This window comes from Alkalitalea saponilacus, from assembly GCF_900168165.1.
Lineage (GTDB): Bacteria > Bacteroidota > Bacteroidia > Bacteroidales > Marinilabiliaceae > Natronoflexus > Natronoflexus saponilacus.
On sequence record NZ_FUYV01000002.1, the window covers coordinates 145,002 to 164,145 of the forward strand.

13 protein-coding genes and 2 tRNA genes are annotated in these 19,144 nt (G+C 40.5%); 9 read left to right on the forward strand and 6 right to left on the reverse strand.

Annotated elements, in window-relative coordinates:
* Window positions 1–90: 90 nt before the first annotated feature.
* Complete coding sequence (gene gldJ, locus B5X70_RS02650; protein WP_079556327.1) at window positions 91–1,581, forward strand: gliding motility lipoprotein GldJ; 1,491 nt, start codon at window positions 91–93, stop codon at window positions 1,579–1,581.
* 81 nt (window positions 1,582–1,662) lie between these two features.
* A complete protein-coding gene (locus tag B5X70_RS02655; protein WP_079556328.1) occupies window positions 1,663–2,964 on the forward strand; it encodes a UDP-N-acetylmuramoyl-tripeptide--D-alanyl-D-alanine ligase in 1,302 nt (433 codons plus the stop codon).
* On the opposite strand, the gene B5X70_RS02660 is transcribed toward B5X70_RS02655, so the two are convergent.
* Genes B5X70_RS02660 through B5X70_RS02675 form a run of 4 tightly spaced genes read right to left on the reverse strand, consistent with a single transcriptional unit; the run spans window position 2,961 to window position 7,045 of the window.
* Complete coding sequence (locus B5X70_RS02660; protein WP_079556329.1) at window positions 2,961–3,998, reverse strand: glycosyltransferase family 2 protein; 1,038 nt, start codon at window positions 3,996–3,998, stop codon at window positions 2,961–2,963. The genes B5X70_RS02655 and B5X70_RS02660 overlap by 4 nt on opposite strands.
* A gap of 23 nt (window positions 3,999–4,021) precedes the next feature.
* The gene (locus B5X70_RS02665) at window positions 4,022–4,909 is read right to left on the reverse strand and encodes a lysophospholipid acyltransferase family protein (protein WP_079556330.1); all 888 of its coding nucleotides are present in this window, start codon (window positions 4,907–4,909) and stop codon (window positions 4,022–4,024) included.
* Window positions 4,910–4,916: 7 nt separating this feature from the next.
* The gene (locus B5X70_RS02670; RefSeq protein ID WP_079556331.1) at window positions 4,917–5,705 is read right to left on the reverse strand and encodes an inositol monophosphatase family protein; all 789 of its coding nucleotides are present in this window, start codon (window positions 5,703–5,705) and stop codon (window positions 4,917–4,919) included.
* Complete coding sequence (locus tag B5X70_RS02675; protein WP_079556333.1) at window positions 5,705–7,045, reverse strand: PhoH family protein; 1,341 nt, start codon at window positions 7,043–7,045, stop codon at window positions 5,705–5,707. Before B5X70_RS02675 ends, B5X70_RS02670 begins: the two co-directional genes overlap by 1 nt.
* Before the next feature lie 88 nt (window positions 7,046–7,133).
* On the opposite strand from B5X70_RS02675, the gene B5X70_RS02680 reads away from it, so the two are divergent.
* From B5X70_RS02680 to B5X70_RS02695, 4 genes are all read left to right on the forward strand, one after another.
* Entirely contained in the window at window positions 7,134–8,420 is a 1,287-nt protein-coding gene (locus B5X70_RS02680; RefSeq protein ID WP_079556334.1) for a bifunctional folylpolyglutamate synthase/dihydrofolate synthase, read from the forward strand.
* A gap of 69 nt (window positions 8,421–8,489) precedes the next feature.
* Window positions 8,490–8,564, forward strand: a tRNA-Val gene (locus tag B5X70_RS02685).
* A 17-nt stretch (window positions 8,565–8,581) separates the two neighbouring features.
* Window positions 8,582–8,656, forward strand: a tRNA-Val gene (locus B5X70_RS02690).
* A gap of 148 nt (window positions 8,657–8,804) precedes the next feature.
* Window positions 8,805–9,455, forward strand: a complete 651-nt coding sequence (locus tag B5X70_RS02695; RefSeq protein ID WP_079556335.1) for a redox-sensing transcriptional repressor Rex — start codon at window positions 8,805–8,807, stop codon at window positions 9,453–9,455.
* Between the two features lie 12 nt (window positions 9,456–9,467).
* Here B5X70_RS02695 and B5X70_RS02700 read toward each other — a convergent pair whose 3' ends face one another.
* Together B5X70_RS02700 and B5X70_RS02705 are read right to left on the reverse strand one after the other, a co-directional pair.
* Window positions 9,468–10,829 (reverse strand): sensor histidine kinase, encoded by a 1,362-nt coding sequence (locus B5X70_RS02700; protein WP_079556337.1) that lies wholly within the window; start codon window positions 10,827–10,829, stop codon window positions 9,468–9,470.
* Window positions 10,819–12,195, reverse strand: a complete 1,377-nt coding sequence (locus tag B5X70_RS02705; RefSeq protein ID WP_079556338.1) for a sigma-54-dependent transcriptional regulator — start codon at window positions 12,193–12,195, stop codon at window positions 10,819–10,821. Before B5X70_RS02705 ends, B5X70_RS02700 begins: the two co-directional genes overlap by 11 nt.
* A 345-nt stretch (window positions 12,196–12,540) precedes the next feature.
* On the opposite strand from B5X70_RS02705, the gene B5X70_RS02710 reads away from it, so the two are divergent.
* From B5X70_RS02710 to secDF, 3 genes are all read left to right on the forward strand, one after another.
* A complete protein-coding gene (locus B5X70_RS02710) occupies window positions 12,541–13,224 on the forward strand; it encodes an ABC transporter ATP-binding protein (RefSeq protein WP_079556340.1) in 684 nt (227 codons plus the stop codon).
* 11 nt (window positions 13,225–13,235) lie between these two features.
* On the forward strand, window positions 13,236–15,671 hold the full coding sequence (locus B5X70_RS02715; protein ID WP_079556342.1) for an ABC transporter permease: 2,436 nt from the start codon (window positions 13,236–13,238) through the stop codon (window positions 15,669–15,671).
* 344 nt (window positions 15,672–16,015) lie between these two features.
* Window positions 16,016–19,054: a protein translocase subunit SecDF gene (gene secDF / locus B5X70_RS02720; RefSeq protein ID WP_079556344.1), complete on the forward strand. Its 3,039-nt coding sequence runs from the start codon at window positions 16,016–16,018 to the stop codon at window positions 19,052–19,054.
* Window positions 19,055–19,144 lie beyond the last annotated feature (90 nt).

Sequence of the window (19,144 nt, forward strand, 5' to 3'; positions counted from 1 at the left end):
TAAAGCAAAAGATAAATATGGCAACAACCCTATTTTTTTACCATATTTGTAGTTTAATAAAATGAAAATCAGAACTCAATAAAATAAGCTATGAGATTTAGAGCCAGTTCTTTACTAGCCATTTTCGCCTCAATTCTGATCCTTGCATCATGCGGAAGAGGAGGCCGAGACGTTTCTTCAACCACAGGTTGGGCATACAACAATCCTGATTATGGTGGATTCGAGTATCGTTCAGGTTATGAACAGGAAACCGGACCTGGACTTGTTTTTATAGAGGGTGGAACCTTTATAATGGGACAAGTTGATGAAGATGTAATGCGTGAGTGGAACAACGTTCCAAGAAGAGTTACAGTGCCATCTTTCTACATGGATGAAACAGAGGTAAGAAACGTAGACTACAGAGAATATCTGTATTGGACTCAAAGAGTATTCACGGATTACCCTGAAGTATATCGCAGGGCTCTTCCTGACACTTTGGTTTGGAGAAGACCTTTGGCCTATAACGAGCCGTTGGTAGAAAATTATTTCCGTCACCCGGCGTACAGCCAGTATCCTGTTGTAGGTGTAAATTGGTTACAGGCAAACGATTACTGTGCTTGGCGTACCGATCGTGTAAACGAAAAAATCCTTGTTGACAGAGGCATCCTTGAATTGGATGTAAACCAGCAAAATGAAAACAATTTCAATACCGAATCTTACCTTCTTGGGCAATTTGATGGTATAGAAGGACGTCGCCCAATGCGGGATCTGGATCCTAATCGCGATACCAGAAGAGTAAGATCTGATGACGGAATTTTATTACCTCGCTATCGTCTTCCGACAGAAGCTGAATGGGAATATGCAGCCCTTGGACTTGTAGGGAACTCATATCAGGAAAGATTAACACATCGTCGTATTTATCCATGGGACGGACACATTGTAAGAAATCCCGACAGAAGAGATCGTGGACAAATGATGGCTAACTTTGTTCGTGGAAGAGGTGACTACATGGGTATGGCCGGATCTCTGAATGATGGTGGTGATATCACTGTCCCAGTAAGATCATATTGGCCTAACGACTATGGCCTTTACAACATGGCAGGTAATGTTAACGAATGGGTTGCGGATGTATATCGCCCATTATCACATCAGGACACAGAGGAATTCAGCCCATTCCGTGGTAACATCTTCCAAACAAAAGTTCTGGATGAAGAAGGCATGGTTGTGGATAAAGATGAATTCGGACGTATTCGTTATCGTGAAGAATCAGACGAAGACATTCTTGACAGACATAATTACAGAACTTCTGATAACAGGAATTTTGCCGATGGAGATCCTATATCAAACATTGCTCCCGGTGAAGGATGGACTGAATCTGAGCACAACTCATCAACAATGTACGACGGAACTCCTGGCACTGCGTTAAGTATTGGGATCAGCGACCGTTCAAGAGTATACAAAGGTGGTGGATGGCGTGACCGTGCATACTGGCTAAGCCCCGGAACCCGTCGTTTCCTTGACGAACGCGAAGCTCGTGACGACTTAGGATTCCGCTGCGCCATGACACGCGTGGGTGCTCCGGAATCATCCAGAAGAAGATAATCTGAGAATATTTTATATGAAATTTAAAGGCTGGTTTTTGAACCAGCCTTTTTTTATGCATTTTTGCATAAAACAAATATCATGGAACTTAATCGAATTTATGACTCATATCTCAAGTCAGGAATCGTCACAACTGACAGCAGAACCTGTTTTACCGGAGCAATTTATTTTGCACTAAAAGGAGAACGCTTTGACGGAAACAACTACGCTTTGGAAGCTTTAAAAAAAGGATGTTCGCTGGCAGTTGTAGACGATGTCAATTTGAAAAATGAGCCCCATTGTATTTGGGTGCCGGACGCACTTAAAACCCTGCAACAACTGGCAACTCATCATCGGCATCAGGCACAGGTAAAAGTGATAGGAATAACCGGTTCCAACGGAAAAACCACCACTAAAGAACTCATTGCCGAGGTTCTTAAAACCAAATTCTCAACTTGGTTTACTCAAGGCAACTTAAACAATCACATAGGAGTTCCTCTTACATTGCTTTCAATGCCTCCCGGAACCCAAATAGCAGTTGTGGAAATGGGAGCCAACCACATAGGAGAAATTGCCCAACTTTGTGATATTGCCCAACCCGACATGGGTCTGATCACCAATGTAGGGAAAGCCCACATCGAAGGATTTGGATCCTTTGAAGGCGTCAAAAGAGCCAAAGGAGAACTCTATAACCATCTTAAGATACAGGGAAATGAAATATTCCTAAATGGGGATAATCACCACCTAAAAGAGATGATAGGAGATTATAGCGGAACGTTATTCAGGTATGGGAACGATGAAAATTATGAAGTAACCGGACGTAACGTTAAAGCCGATCCCTTCTTAAGTTTTGAATGGAAATCAAAAAATCAGGAATGGGGTAAAGTATCTACCCAGTTAACTGGAGCCTATAATTATGAAAATGTTTTAGTTGCCATTACCATAGGCCTTCATTTTGGGATCAGTGATAAAGAGATAAACGCAGCCATATTCAATTATCAACCGGTTAACCACCGTTCTCAAATTAAAAAAACAGAATACAACACCATCGTTCTTGATGCTTACAATGCCAATCCATCAAGCATGGAAGCCGCACTAAGTAACTTTGCCGATATGAAAGGAGAGAATAAAATCCTTATACTTGGCGGAATGAAAGAACTTGGAAAAGATTGCCAAAAAGAACACCAAGAACTGGTAGAAAAGGCATTAAAAGTCCAACCAAAAACATGCTATTTGGTTGGAGCCGAATTTCAGAATACCTCAACCGGAGCTGATTGCATCAATTATTTTGAAAAAAGCGAAGATTTAAGAGAACATCTGATTAGTAACCGGATAAAAAACGCAACCATCTTGCTTAAAGGTAGTCGGGCAAACAAATTGGAAGAGTTGATGGATCTTCTCTAAAAATCAGGAAAATTAAGGCTGTGAAAATATTTTTTCCTACGAAGGAAAAAATCCCACACAATCGAACCATGATAGATTTCCGGATGATCAATCTTTTTAACCCGTTGCTTTAATTTGGAGTTGACGGCTTTAAATTTGCCATAGTTTTTCAAAAAATCCTGATGAGCCCGAAAAACGGCTGATGCATTTCTCGTCTCTCCTTTTACCAGAAAATGAATAAATGCCAGGCCATCCATCAAAATTCGAAAAGAAATAATCAAAAATGAACGCCTGTGTAGGTTTTTCCGCATCATATAAAGATTGTTGCGAAAATTCAGGTAAGTCTTATTTGGGTTTTGATAGCTTAAGGTTCCTCCTCCCAAGTGAAACACCTCGCTTTCCGGCACATAAAAAATATGGTACCCCATATTTTTGACCCTCCAGCACCAGTCCACTTCCTCCATGTGCGCAAAAAATGCTTCATCTAAACCACCTGTTTCCAAAAAAACCTTTCGATTAACCATCAATGCTGCGCCACTTCCCCAAAAAACCGTACCCGGTTTTTTGTATTGTCCGGTATCCTTTTCAGCTACATCAAACAAACGTCCCCGGCAAAAAGTATATCCCAATACATCTATAAATCCTCCAGCCGCCCCTGCATACTCAAAATAATCAGGGCTACGAACATCCTTGATGGCAGGCACACAAGCTGCAGCATCTGTATTTTCTTTCATGGTTTTAAGCAAAGGCGACAGCCAACCTTCTCCAGGTGCCACGTCAGAATTGAGCAACACCGCAAAGTCACTATCTAACCGTAACAATGCCTCATTGTAACCACCCGCAAACCCTAGATTATTTCCCAATTCCAGAACCTTCACTTCCGGATGATTTTGCCTGACCCAGGCAACCGAATCATCCGTTGATCCATTATCTGCCAACACTATTTCAACAGCTTCACCGGGTGCACTGTTCTTAATTACTTTGGGAAGGAACTCCTCCAGCAACGAACGCGTATTCCAATTTAGTATAACAACAGAGAGTTTTGGTTTATCCATTTCTTATCATTTTCTGGCAATGGTTATTCCTTTCCGGGAAACAGATGTTGATATTTCCAACGCTTATGTGACCAAAGCCAATATTCAGGTTTGGATACTATCAGCCTTTCCAGTAACCTCAGATGCCATTCGGTAATATCATAATCAGCTGAATCCTTCACATTCCCCTTGTATGGAATAAAAGTGATTTTATAGTGTCCTCTTTTCTCTTTCTCCATCTGCCAGAAAAAGAGTTGAGAATTGGTCAACTTAGCCAATTTTTCAGGTCCAAGTATTACTGGTGTGTTTTGATTTAAAAAACGAGCCCAATATTGCAACTCTCTTTTTCCGGGGCTTTGATCAGAGATTAGCCCCAAAATAAAACGTTGATTACTTCTTTTATATCGCACTATCTCCCTGCTGGTGTTTTTCTTCGGAATATTAACAGATCCGAAACGGCTACGCAGCATCAGCATATACTTATCCATCATGGGATTTTTTAGCGGGCGATATACTGAAACGCCTAAAGCGTTTAGTCTGTCGGAGACTGAAGGAACCCACTCCCAGTTGCCGTAATGGCCAGTTACCGCTATCACATCCTGTCCTTTATCAAGAACAGCATTAACATCTTCAGGATTTACCACCCTCACCCTCCTCCGGATTCTGGAAATATTTGATTTCTGCATAGCAATTGTTTCAACAAAAATATCGCAGAAATGTCGGTAAAAAGCGTACCTGATTTTCCGGATTTCGTCGTTGCTTTTCTCGGGGAATGAATTTCTGAGATTGGTCTCAATCACCTTTTTCCGATAACCAACCAATAAAACAACTATGTAAAAGAAATCAGAAAACCTGTATAAAATCCAAAATGGCATATTCCCTGCCAGCCATAAAAACGGATAAGAGAGATAAAATCCTATGTAGTTTAACATCTTCAACTCAGATTAAATAGCCCGAAACAACCTTTGAAAACTCTTCAAAAATAAATTTGTTGGTGGCTATAATTTCACGGCCATAAAGATAGTCATTCCCACCAGAAAAGTCAGAAACTTTCCCACCGGCTCTATCAAGAATAAATGAACCCGCTGCCACATCCCATGGCTTAAGGTCATATTCATAAAATGCGTCAAACCGACCACAAGCAACATATACCAGATCAACGGCAGCCGACCCCATGCGTCTTACGCCTCTGCAATTGCTCATCAGGTATCGCAATGAATCCATGTAATTATCCATTCGGGAAAAATTGGTGTATGGAAACCCAGTTGCCACAAGAGCATCTGAAACCATTTCTGTTTTTGAAACAGAAATGACCTGCCCATTAAGCATGGCAGAACCATTTTTCCAGGCATAAAAACATTCATCCAGACCAGGCTCATAAACAACACCTATCACCAATGCCTCTCCCTCCATAAGCGCAATACTTACACTAAAAGGGGATAATCCGTGAATAAAATTGGTTGTTCCATCAATGGGATCAATGACCCAATTAAATCTGCCCGAAGAGCCTTTCCCGGTTCCTTCCTCAGCAATAAAGCCTGAATCAGGTAATATTTCCGACAAAGCATTTACAATTCGTACTTCAGCCTCTTTATCGAATCGGGTTACAAAATCATTTTTCCCTTTACGTTCCATATCAGGCGCCGAGCGGGCTCTTGCCTCTTTTAAATAGCTGCCGGTTTGACGAGCCAAATCAACCACCTGCATGCAAATCCCTTGATAATCCATTACAATAAATCTGATGCCAATTCTGCAAGATAACTTCTCTCTCCTTTAATCAAATTAACATGGGCAAAAAGATCCTGTCCTTTCATTTTATCTGTAAGATAAGCAAGACCATTGGATTGCATATCCAAATATGGAGAGTCAATCTGATGTATATCACCCGTAAATATCATTTTTGTTCCTTCTCCTGCTCGTGTAATGATGGTTTTAACCTCATGCGGAGTAAGGTTCTGTGCTTCATCCACAATAAAATACACATCCGACAAACTCCGTCCCCTGATGTAAGCCAGTGGCGTAATAATCAACTCCTCCCTCTTTTGCATCTCTTCAATGGCCGCAAGTTCGCGGCTTTGTCCGCTGAACCGGTTTTTTATCACTGCCAAATTATCAAAAAGCGGCAGCATATATGGTCCAATTTTTTCATTGACATCACCCGGAAGGAACCCCAGATCACGATTGGACAGCGGAACAATTGGACGAGCAAGAAGAATCTGTTTATACATTTTATGTTGCTGCAACGCAGCGGCCAATGCCAGAAGTGTTTTCCCTGTCCCGGCTTTCCCGGTTAGTGAAACCAGCCGAATTTCAGGATTCAGCAAAGCATTGAGCGAAAAAGCCTGTTCAGCATTTCTGGGTTCAATGCCATAAGCACCATGCTTTTCTACCCTTCTAACTGAATTGCTGAATGGATCATACCAGGCCAAAACACTTTGGCTGCTGTTTCGAAGAACAAAATATTGATTTGCCGGGGTAGCCTCCTCATCCATGGGAAAAGACTCCCGGGGAACGGTTCCTTTTTGATATAACTGATCAATGATGGATGCATCAAAATTCTCATGGGTCTCAACACCTTTGTGCAGTATTTCGATGTTCTTTACTTTATCGGTTTCGTAATCCTCGGCTTTAAGGCCGAGGGATTTGGCCTTCATTCGCAGATTAATGTCCTTGGAAATTAAGATCACACTGCGGGTTTTAAACTTTTCTGCTACATGTAAAGCAATGGCTAAGATGCGATGATCAGGTGTTCTATCCGAAAATGATTCCTCCAGAATTTGAGGAAAAGGCTTGCCGGTGGCAATAAACAATCGTCCTTTATCAACACCTAAGGAGACCCCATCGCTGAACAACTTCTCTCCCGACAACTTATCCATGATTCTCACAAATTCCCGTGCCTGAAAATTGATTTGATCATTTCCCTTTTTGAATTTATCCAACTCTTCCAAAACCACGATTGGAAGAATCACATCATTGTCCTCAAAATTATAAAGGCATTTATGATCGTGAAGCAACACGTTTGTATCGAGTATAAATATTTTCGATGATTGTTTTTTCCTAGCAGCCATAAATTCGATTTTTATATTTCAGATATCATAAATATATCAAAATCCATGGTTATTTCGCACTTTTGCATTGCTATAATCATAAAATATCATGAATTATTCTGAAGCCATACAATTTTTATTTGATCAACTTCCAATGTTTCAAAGAAGTGGAGCTGTTGCCTACAAAAACAATCTGGACAACACCCACCGCCTAGATCGATGGTTTAATCATCCGCATAAAAAATTTAAGAGCATTCATATAGCCGGAACCAATGGTAAAGGGTCGGTTTCGCACATGTTGGCGTCTGTTTTTCAGGAAGCCGGTTATAAAACCGGCTTGTATACATCCCCTCATTTAAAGGACTTCAGAGAAAGAATCAGGATAAACGGAGAGATGATTTCTGAAGAGATGGTCACTCAATTCGTTATCAAAAACAAACAAATCATTGAAGAGATATCTCCATCTTTTTTTGAAATGACGGTGGCAATGGCATTTCAATATTTTGCTATTGAGAAAGTGGAAATGGCCATAATTGAGACAGGCATGGGAGGACGGCTTGATTCAACCAACATCATTACTCCCCAATGTTCGGTTATTACCAATATTGGGATGGATCACATGCAGTTTTTAGGAAACGATATTCCTTCTATTGCAAAAGAAAAGGCAGGGATCATTAAAGAAGGTGTTCCGGTGGTTATTGGAAGAAAGCAAACTGAAACAACGGCTGTTTTTTGCAAAACAGCCGAAGAAAAAAACACAACAACTATTTATTCAGAAGATCTTTTTGAAGCCATCCTTAAATCAAGAGAAACAAACTACCTGCTAACTGACATCACTTTTCAAGGCCAAAAATTGCTGTCGGACATCAAACTTCCTTTAACAGGTCATTATCAACTGGAAAATTTACGAACTGTTGCTGCTGCCATTCATGCTATGAAATTAAACGGCTACTCACTGAACTCAGAAGAGATAAAACGAGGAATTGAAAAAACCATCTCGAACACCGCGTTAATGGGACGATGGCAAACGCTAAGCACCAGCCCACTTACAATTTGTGACACCGGTCACAATGCCGATGGGATTTCACAAATATTGCAGCAGATTGTAGATACGCCTCACAACCATTTACACATGGTAATTGGCATGGTTAACGATAAAGATGTGGATGGCATTCTGAAAATGCTCCCAAAAAATGCCTCATATTATTTTACCCGGGCAGAAATTCCGAGGAGTTTGCCTGCAGAACAGCTGCAAGAAAAAGCTTTAAAACATGGTTTGTTGGGGAATTGTTATGATAGCGTACAAAAAGCACTGAATGAAGCTAAAAAAAACGCTTCCGATAACGATCTGATTTTCATTGGCGGAAGCACTTTTATTGTGGCAGAGGTGGTTTAATTGTAAAAAATGTTTGGCTGTTGAGTAAAACTCTTCTATATTTGCATCGCTTTTGGCAAAACATTATTGGGGCGCTTAGCTCAGTTGGTTCAGAGCATCTGGTTTACACCCAGAGGGTCAGCGGTTCGAATCCGTTAGCGCCCACATCCCAATAAATTATCGGGCACTTAGCTCAGTTGGTTCAGAGCATCTGGTTTACACCCAGAGGGTCAGCGGTTCGAATCCGTTAGTGCCCACAAAAAAAAGACCACCAAAGGTGGTCTTTTTTTTTACATCTAACAGATATTATACAATTTTAATTTAGACACAGTCTAATAATATAAAAGTTTCTGAATTGAAAATCTTCCTTAATTTTGTATTTGCGACACCTAAATTCAAACTGTAATGGAAACAGGCAGTATTAAAAAGAAGAACTACGCTGTGCCCGAACCGGCACTTCGCAGAATGCCCTGTTATCTGGCTTACTTAAAACTTGAGCACAGAAAAGGCAGCCAGTATGTTTCCTCTACATTAATTGCGCGTGATAATGGTGTTGATCCAACGCAGGTAACAAAAGACCTCTCATACACAGGAATAACCGGTAAAACCCGCGTTGGTTATGAAGTTGAACCCCTTATTGATGCGCTGGAGGATTTTCTGGGATTCAGAGAAATGGATGAAGCCTATCTTTTTGGCGCAGGAAGCCTTGGTACAGCATTGCTCCACGACCACGGACTGGTTCAGTACGGCCTAAAAATATCCACAGCATTTGATGTGGATCCCAATGTAACGGGAAAAGAAATTGGTGGCGTTCACATTCATCACATCGATGAATTTATTCAACGAAAAGATCATGGAGTGCGAATTGGAATACTTACGGTTCCCGCTCAAAATGCGCAGGAAGCAGCTCAAATGATGGTTGAAAACGGTATTCAGGCCATTTGGAATTTTACACCTGTTAGAATTGCGGTGCCCGAACATATCGTAGTACAAAACACCTCGCTTTACGCTCATTTAGCCGTAATGTTTAATCGGCTAAACAGTTCTCCCGAATAAAGGTCTGTCAATCTAAAACGTTAATGTAAAATTGGTTTCAGTATCTGGAACGGAAAATGCATTAATACTGCCTGAATGCAGACGTAAAATCTGTCGTGACAAACTCAAACCGATACCCGAACCATTGGTTTTGGTTGAAAAAAACGGGATAAAGATTTTATCAAGCACCTCAGGCAAAATTCCGGGACCATTATCAATCACCTGAATGGTAATTCTTCCGCGTTTGTTTAGAAAAGCTTTTAACTCAATACAACCTTCCGGCTTCCCTGTTAAGGCCTGTATAGAGTTGGTCATTAAATTAATCAAAACCTGCTCAATTAATTTTTCATCTGCCGACAATTCAAGAGAAGGAGGCACAACTGAAACATTACATACAACTTCTTTCTCTGCTAATTCCTGACGGTGCAGTTCATAAACATTTTTCAATAACTGCTCTACCGGGAAAATTGAGAAAGACGGATTCGGAATCTTGGTTAAATTGCGATAGGTATTTACAAAATGAATAAGACCCTCAGTTCGCTTATGGATGGTAGCCAATGCGCTTTGAATCTCACGAAGATTTTCAACCTCCTCGGTGCATTCATTTTTACTGTCAATGGTTTCAATGATATCGTTCATCATAAGATGAACGGTAGAAGAGAGTGATGAGATGGGTGTGATTGAATTCATGATTTCATGAGTCAAAACCCTTATCAGTTTCTGCCATGAATCCATCTCTTTCTCTTCCAACTCGTGCTGAATATTTTTTATGGATACCAGAATGATGTTGCGGTTGTGAATTTTAAACTCTGTCCCATAAATCGACAATTGCAGAATGTCATCCTTTTCCCGTATTTTAACAAGAATGTTTTCTCCATGTTTAATGGTTAGCAGGTTTTGAACCAAATCGGGACTAAAATCACGAAGTGCCTGTATATTTCTCAGGTTTCGAACCTGAAACAGCTTTTTGGTCGCATTGTTTATCAATTCCACAGAACCATCCTTCTGAAAAGCAATCAGTGCAATTCCGATATGCTGAATGACCGTTTGTAAATAATGGTAACTCTCCTCCTTTTCGGCTCTTACAGATTGGAAATCTGAAATAACCTCATTAAAGGTTTTTTTTAACTGATCCAACGATGAGTCATTATTTTCGACCTGAAAAGTTCTGGTAAAATCAGAATAACGGATTGACTGCAGAAAACTATTAAGCAAACGGTTGGTTTTATCTACAAAAATAAAAAGAGAGACTATCTGAATAATAACCAACAAAGCAACCATTACCACAGTAATGGTTAGTTGTGTATTTAAAAACAGATACATAACTCCAAAAAGTGATACCGATAAAAGGAAGATTCTGACACCAAGAATCAGCCTGAAACGATTAAAGCCCATGTTTTTCCATTCTTCGGTAAAGAGAAGTTCGGGTTAATCCCAGATCAGAAGCTGCTTTGGAAATGTTGCCCCGGTTATTTTTCAAAACCTTCTCTATAATCATCTTTTCAACCTCATCCAGATTATAATTTTCCAACTCAACTCCATCTTTTGTTCCGGAATGATGACTTAACTGAAAATCATCAACAGTAAGAGTATCCGATTCACTCATGATGATGGTACGTTCAATCACATGTTGAAATTCCCTCACATTCCCGGGCCACGGATAATCTGTCAGTTTTCGCAAAACTTGCTGGCTTGGTCGGGATATTTTTCTGTTGTATTTCTTATTATAAATTTTAATGAAATGATCAGCCAAAAGAGGGATGTCTTCATGCCTTTCTCTGAGTGGAGGTAAGTCAACTTCCACCGTATTAATTCTGTATAAAAGATCCTGTCTGAAACCACCTTCAACAGCCATCTGTTTAATTCCCATGTTGGTGGCACAAATCAACCGTATATTTATTGGAATTGGCTTGTTGGCTCCCACTCGGGTGACCTCTCTGCGTTCAAGAACAGTCAACAGTTTGGCCTGCAACGGTAGAGAGAGGTTCCCAATTTCATCAAGAAAAATTGTCCCGCCTGATGCCAATTCGAACCTTCCCGGTCTATCAGTTTTGGCATCAGTAAAAGCACCTTTTACATGTCCAAAAAGTTCACTTTCAAATAAGGTGTCGCTCAACGCACCCAAATCCACACTAATAAAAGGTTCGTCAGCACGTTTCGATTGCCGGTGAAGAGCCCGGGCCACCAGCTCTTTACCCGTACCATTCTCTCCCAAAATCAGCACATTGGCATCGGTACCAGCAACCTTTTTAATGGTATTAAAAACCTGTTGCATACCTGGTGATACACCAATAAAATCAGCAAAAGGCTGATCCATTATGGTATTGATCTCCTTCTGACGTTCTCTCAGACTGCTTACTTCCTTACGAGATTCTCTTAACTTTATGGCCGACCATATGGTTCCGAGTAACTTTTCATTTTGCCATGGTTTGATAATAAAATCGGTGGCTCCCGATTTTATGGCCTTAACGGATTTCTCTACATCTCCGTATGCAGTAATAAACAACACCACTGCTCCTGGGTCGATTTCCAGAATACGTTTTAACCAGGAAAATCCTTCATGACCACTGATGGCATCCTTGTTGAAATTCATATCAAGTAAAATGACATCATAATCGTCTTCAGCCATATGCTGGGGAATCCTCTCGGGATTTGTTTCTGTTTGAATCAATTCACAATGAGGCTTTAGCAACATCTTTAACGCAAATAATATATCTGCATTATCGTCCACTGCAAGGATTTTCCCTTTTTTTGAGGTCATAGAGATTTCGCTTTAAAATAAATCTGATGATTCTCAAAACTACAAAAAAATGTTCATCTTTGAAATCAGAACGTACGAAATCGAACAATTATATAAGCCAAACTTTAAACAGTTTAAGGTTCCCAACCCTCAACAATAAGATTAACAAGTTCATAAGACAGGTGGCACGGTTTCTGTTTTAACTAAAGCAGATTTTAATATAATATTAATAATCTGTAAAACACCACCTTATTAAGCCTGACCCACAACATATTACGACACCCTGATTTTTAACCCACAACTCAATTCGCACAAAAAATCGTGCGATAACGGACATCTAGTGTACAAAAACGAACACTCTGAGAAATGATTTATACAAGAAACCTGAAAAAACTATACAAGTCCAGAGAAGTGGAAACTATGGCGCTGATCAATGTCAATATTGACATTGATGAAGGGGAGTTTGTTGCTGTGGCCGGCCCGGCGGGGAGTGGGAAATCTTCACTATTCAATATATTGGGACTTCTCGACACACCCGATAGTGGTGAAGTTTTTTTCATGGGTAAAGAGTGTAGCAGATTAAGCCAAAATAAACGAATCAGCTTAAGACGTGGTAACATTGGTTACATGTTTAAGGATTTCAATTTGGTTGACGAACTATCAGTATATAATAACATTGAACTACCATTGCTTTACATGCCATATTCCCGAAAAGATCGTCAAAAGATGGTAAGTGAGATACTTTACAAATTTAAACTAGATCATAAGCGAAATAATTACCCTGAAGAACTAACCAGACTTCAGCAACAAACCGTCGGTTTAGCCAGGGCAACAGTATACAACCCCAAGCTCATACTGGCTGATGAGCCCGCAGGAAGCCTGGACTCAACAGGTGGAGGAATGATCTTTGAACTTATTTCTTCAGTCAACGAAGCAGGAACCACAGTAATATTTTTTACCAATTCAATATCCGAAGCACAAAGAGCTAGTCGCATCATCAGACTTTTTGATGGCCATATTGTAACCGAAGCCATACAAAAAGAGATATAGGAAAAGACATTATGCAAATCAGTAACTTCATAAAAACCCTTTTCAGGAATATATTGCTACACCGCGGGCTTTCGCTCCTCACACTTCTGGGGCTTTCGCTTGGTATAGCAATGGGGCTGCTGGTTCTTATCTATGTCTATTTCGAGTCAAACTACGACAGATTCATCCCCCATTCCGAAAGCATATACCGGCTAAACAGTTACGGCAAAATTGGAGAAGACACCATCTACAGTGCTTTAAGCCCCATCCCTCTTGCTTTGGAATCCAAAAGGACAGAAGGAGTTAGAAGCGCTACCAGACTAATGCCCGGGCTGAGTAGGGTAATCGAAAGTAAGCATTTCAGATCGCTTGAGTCCAATTTTTTCTATGCAGACTCCAATTTTTTCGAGGTTTTTGATCTGCCATTTTTAATGGGGAGCAAAGAGGATTTCAGGAACGATGCAAATGCTGCAATCATTACTGTTTCAGCTTCGCAACGATTGTTTGGCTATCGAAACCCAATAGGTGAAAGACTTAAACTAGATAACGAAATTGATTATACCATAAAAGCGGTCGTAGAAGACATCCCTGTCAATTCCCATCTACGCTTTGATATATTAGGAAACTGGGCTGCGGTTGAAAGAACCATAAGCCAAGACACATTGAGTCAACAAAGAACGATGGACAGAAATTGGCTCTACCTTAACAGTTATTCATATTACCTTCTGGAAGATGGATTTACCAACGAGGAGGTTTTCGCAAGGCTGGCGAATCAGGCCATGAAAAAAGTGAACATCCAGATAGAAGAAGCTTTTGGAAGTGAGCCGCCGGGATCAGGAAGCGTTCAGTTAAATTTCGGATCCATCGCCATTCATGATATAAACCTCTATTCGGATGTTAATAATGAACTGAAGGACGGTTCAAATCCGATTTATATTAAAGCCTTTACCGCTATAGCCTTTTTTATCCTCATTGTTACGGCCATCAATTTCATGAACCTTACTACTGCCCGTTCATCCAGAAGGTTTAAGGAAGTTGCTGTGCGCAAGGTGTTTTTTGCCCGTCGGAAGGATATTATTATTCAATTTCTAACTGAAGCCATTGTATACTCATTCATGGCACTCTTTTTAGCTTTGGTTTTGGTTGAATTATTCCTCCCCGCCTTCAACACCCTTTTCAACATAAACATGAGCACCAGAGGCTTTATTCAGCGGCCTGATTTGCTCTGGCTTATAATCATCACACTTTTTACAGGTATGATGGCCGGAAGCTATCCGGCACTATTTTATAGCGGCTTAAACCCAATCTCCATCATCAAAGGATCAAGTAAAATAAAAAAAGCCGGGATCTTGGTGCGCGGATTTCTTGTAACAGCACAGGTAGCATTGTCAATATTACTGATCTCTCTGACTCTTGTAATGTATGGACAACTCAGTTTTCTAAAAAACGCAGACCATGGATTCAGCACTAAAAACACAATTGTAATAGAAAGAGGTGTATCAACACCACAGGAACTTCGTGATTTTAAAAAGGAAATAATACGTACCGGTATAGTTCAGCAGGCTGGAATTGCACATTTCAGTCCGGGAGAGGATGGTAACATCATCTCTTTTAGAAGTACCGATGAAGAAGAAAGGGTCATGTTGATGGCTACAAACTATGTTGATGACGGATTTTTTAAAGCAATTGGAGCAACAACTGCCCTTGGTCGGCTATATGAGGCCTCTGACACCAGCGATGTTACAAAAATCATCATCAATGAATCAGCCGCACGAATGATTCAATTCTGCCCCGAAAGCAATCATCAAATAGAACTTGTTGGAGGAAGAACCGATGATGAAACTTATGTATACAACATCATTGGTGTTGTTCATGATATATACTTCGAAAACATGAAGAACCCTGCACGTCCTATGGTTTTTATTCAAAACCACAGAAACCAGTCTCCGGGTCATATTATTGCTCGACTCTCAACCGCATATCCCAAAGAGGAATCAATAAAAAAGCTCAACGCTGTATGGGAGACAAAATTTGAAGGTAGCACCATGCAACATCATACATTACAAAAAGTGATTGATAATTTCTATTCAGAAGAAAAACGATTTGCAGGTATCGCATTTATGTTCTCCCTGCTGGCTTATCTTTTGTCAGTAATGAGTCAAATTGGTTTTGCTGCTTTCCTGCTATACTACCATCACAAAAATATACGACTAAAAACCATATTCACCGCCCCATATAAACGGATAATGATGGAAACTTTTTCATCGTTTGGCATATTTGTAGCACTCAGTTTACTCGTTTCAATCCCTTTAAGCATCCATACGTCAAACATATGGCTTTCCGGTTTTTATAAATCCTTTAATCCTTCCTGGTGTTACTTTCTGATACCGGTTGTTCTTATCGCTTCTACATACATACTAATAACTTATGTAGCCGGAAAACGGGAAATTAATAAAACATTTAAGTAGCTGGGGAAATCACATTTCCCAGCATAGAGTTCCTATTTTGAAAACAAACTAAACCGACTGCCGACTTTGAATCTGAATTGGTTTATCGCATAGTAAGTTTTGATATAGGTTAAAAACTGTTCCGAAAACAAAAATCAATTCAAAAGATAACAATGGGTTTTAGAAAAAAAATGAATATATTTGCGCGATTATAAGAACCTCATAAAAAAGGTGAAGTCGATAAATATGACTTAAAAACCATTTAAAACATATGCATTAAAGTCAAACAGCACAGAACATTTACATGTATTAAGCATATCATAATAAAAGAAGTAAAGTAATTGAAAAGATAAAAGGGAAATCAAATGCAGAACAAAGGAGCAATAAGACTTTTTGCCATTTTATTGGCATTGGTGAGTTTATACCAGCTAATTTTCACGTACCATGCCCGCAAGGTTGAAAGGGATGCTACTGAATTTGCCATTAGAATGGCCGGCCCAGATGCCGATCAGGAAACCCTCCGTGGTTATGAAGTTCAATTTCTGGACTCAATGGCACACGAAGTTGTTTACAACTTCCTTTTTGGCCTGAGACAATACACATATCTGGAAACCAAAGCCAGAGAAATCAACTTTGGTCTTGACCTGAGAGGAGGAATGAACCTGATACTTGAAGTTCAGGTTGCCGACATCGTAGATGCATTGTCAAACTACAATCAGGACGACAATTTCAGAAGCGCTCTGCAATTGGCAAGAGAAAGAGAGATGACTTCAACCCGTGATTTCATCACCTTGTTTGGGGAAGCTTTTGAAGAAGTGGCACCAGATGCCAGTCTGGCTGCTATCTTCAACACCGTGGAATTAAGAGATCGTGTAAGGTATGACTCCTCAAATGACGAGGTTATCAGAGTCTTAAGAAGAGAGTCAGAAGCTGCCATCAGCAATGCCTTTAACATCTTGCGCACACGTATTGACCGTTTTGGTGTTGTTCAGCCAAACGTACAACGCCTTCCACAAAGCCCGGGTCGTGTTTTGATTGAGCTACCTGGTGTTACCGAGCCTGAGAGGGTTCGCAACCTCTTGCGTGGAACTGCCAACCTTGAGTTCTGGGAAACTTTCGATAATCAGACCATTCAGCCATACCTGATACAAGCCAACGAAATCATCACCCGTCGTGTTATGGCTCAACGCATGGATAGTGCGGTTGAGACCGAAACAACTGATGATGTTGATGTGATTGCAGACCAATTAGATGATGCAGACGATGAAACTTCGCTGTTAAGAGATCTTGATCTGGAGGATATTGACACCACAGATCAGGATTTAAGAACACTGTTCACCATATTGCAACCTGTTGGAAGAGCTTCGGGTCCTGTAGTAGGTGTGGCCGCTTCACGTCACATGGCTCAAATAGATGAATGGCTGCAATTAGAAGAAGTTCGTTCAGCACTACCTCGCGACTTAAGATTATTGTGGACTGTTAAACCGATTCCAAGAAATGACCTTCAGTTCTGGGTTCCCAACGCTGGTGATACTCGTGAACAATTTTTCCAACTGGTGGCCATTCGTGCCAACACCATGGATGGAAGAGCTCCTCTTGAAGGAGACGTCATTACTAACGCCAGTGACCGTGTGACCCAAACAGGGGCATTTGAGGTTGCCATGTCAATGAATAGCGAAGGTGCCAGAACATGGGCTCGATTAACAAATGCAAACATTGGCAAATCCATCGCCATTGTTCTAGACGGATATGTTTATAGTTTCCCCACAGTTCAAAATGAAATCAGAGGAGGACAAAGTTCCATTACCGGAAACTTCAGTCCGGAAGAGGCAAAAGACCTTGCAAACATCCTCAGATCAGGATCGCTTCCGGCTCCGGCTCACATTGTAGAAGACCACGTAGTTGGACCATCTTTGGGTGCAGAAGCAGTTAGCGCAGGATTAAAATCATTCATTTGGGCATTTATTGTTGTGCTCATTTACATGATGATATACTACGGATTTAAAGCTGGTGTTGTAGCTGACATTGCTTTGGTTTCAAACATGTTCTTCGTAATGGGAGTTTTAGCGGCATTTAATGCCGTACTGACCTTACCCGGTATTGCAGGTATCGTTCTTACGATTGGTATGTCGGTGGATGCAAACGTTCTGATATACGAACGAATACGTGAAGAACTAAAAGCCGGTAAAGGACTGAGACTTGCCATCTCTGATGGTTATAAAAATGCATTCTCAGCCATCATTGATGCCAACGTAACAACATTCCTGACTGGTTTAATTCTGTTTATGTTTGGAACCGGACCGGTTAAAGGTTTTGCAACAACCCTGATGATTGGTATTGCCACCTCATTCTTCTCAGCTGTGTTTATTACAAGACTGGTTTACGAATGGTTGCTCGACAGCAAAGTTGACATCAAGTTTGGAAGCAAGTTTACATCAAACCTTTTCAAGAACGCAAAAATTGCATTCCTTGAAAAACGTAAAATAGCATTCATTCTATCTGGAGCATTCTTCCTGATAGCAATTGGTTCTCTTTCGGTACGAGGATTACAGCAGGGAATTGACTTTACCGGAGGACGTACTTATCTTGTGCGTTTCGCTGATAATGTAAATTCTGTTGAAGTATTTTCTTCTGTCTCCGAAGCTTTTGAAGGCGCCAATACCGAAGTAAAAACTTTTGGAACCGCAAATCAGGTTAGAATTGCAACCAACTATCTGGTATTCGAAACCGATGAAGTTGCTGACTCTCGAGTAGAGGATAGACTTTTTGCAGGTGTTCAGCCATTTTTGCCGTCAGGCACTACACAGGACACTTTTATGAGCGACTATGTGATGAGTTCCCAAAAAGTTGGTCCAACAATTGCTGCCGACATTAAAAGCAGAGCTGCCTATGCCGTTGTGTTTTCTCTTATTGTCATATTCCTCTACATCCTGTTGCGTTTCCGTACATGGCAGTTAGGAGTAGGGGCATTGGCCGCAGTTATTCATGATGTGATGTTTGTTCTTGGAATATTCTCCCTGTTCTATACCATTGCTCCTTTTGCTTTGGAAATTGACCAGGCCTTTATTGCAGCCATACTGACTGTAATCGGTTACTCCATCAACGATACCGTGGTTGTATTTGACCGTATCCGAGAGTACCGATTATTATATCCAAAACGCAATTTAAGGGAAGTGTTTAACCTGGCGATTAACTCAACCATCAGCAGAACCATAAATACATCTATGACAACGCTTGTGGTATTGCTGGTAATTTTTGTATTTGGAAGTGAAGTCATAAGAGGTTTTGTATTTGCTCTGATAGTCGGAGTATTGGTAGGTACCTATTCATCAATATTCGTGGCCTCCCCAATTGCATACAACTTCATTAAACAAAAAGAGAAAGCTGAAGCAAAAAAAGTATAAGTTTAAAGTTCAATAAACTTTTACTCAAAACTAAAAAGGACTGCCACGAGCAGTCCTTTTTTTATATCTTTGCAGTAAATAATTACAAAT

Excerpts from the sequence above, each read along its gene's own strand:
- gldJ (WP_079556327.1), top strand. The coding sequence starts at position 91 with ATGAGATTTAGAGCCAGTTCTTTACTAGCCATTTTCGCCTCAATTCTG.
- B5X70_RS02655 (WP_079556328.1), top strand. The coding sequence starts at position 1,663 with ATGGAACTTAATCGAATTTATGACTCATATCTCAAGTCAGGAATCGTC.
- B5X70_RS02660 (WP_079556329.1), bottom strand. The coding sequence starts at position 3,998 with ATGGATAAACCAAAACTCTCTGTTGTTATACTAAATTGGAATACGCGT.
- B5X70_RS02665 (WP_079556330.1), bottom strand. The coding sequence starts at position 4,909 with ATGTTAAACTACATAGGATTTTATCTCTCTTATCCGTTTTTATGGCTG.
- B5X70_RS02670 (WP_079556331.1), bottom strand. The coding sequence starts at position 5,705 with ATGGATTATCAAGGGATTTGCATGCAGGTGGTTGATTTGGCTCGTCAA.
- B5X70_RS02675 (WP_079556333.1), bottom strand. The coding sequence starts at position 7,045 with ATGGCTGCTAGGAAAAAACAATCATCGAAAATATTTATACTCGATACA.
- B5X70_RS02680 (WP_079556334.1), top strand. The coding sequence starts at position 7,134 with ATGAATTATTCTGAAGCCATACAATTTTTATTTGATCAACTTCCAATG.
- B5X70_RS02695 (WP_079556335.1), top strand. The coding sequence starts at position 8,805 with ATGGAAACAGGCAGTATTAAAAAGAAGAACTACGCTGTGCCCGAACCG.
- B5X70_RS02700 (WP_079556337.1), bottom strand. The coding sequence starts at position 10,829 with ATGGGCTTTAATCGTTTCAGGCTGATTCTTGGTGTCAGAATCTTCCTT.
- B5X70_RS02705 (WP_079556338.1), bottom strand. The coding sequence starts at position 12,195 with ATGACCTCAAAAAAAGGGAAAATCCTTGCAGTGGACGATAATGCAGAT.
- B5X70_RS02710 (WP_079556340.1), top strand. The coding sequence starts at position 12,541 with ATGATTTATACAAGAAACCTGAAAAAACTATACAAGTCCAGAGAAGTG.
- B5X70_RS02715 (WP_079556342.1), top strand. The coding sequence starts at position 13,236 with ATGCAAATCAGTAACTTCATAAAAACCCTTTTCAGGAATATATTGCTA.
- secDF (WP_079556344.1), top strand. The coding sequence starts at position 16,016 with ATGCAGAACAAAGGAGCAATAAGACTTTTTGCCATTTTATTGGCATTG.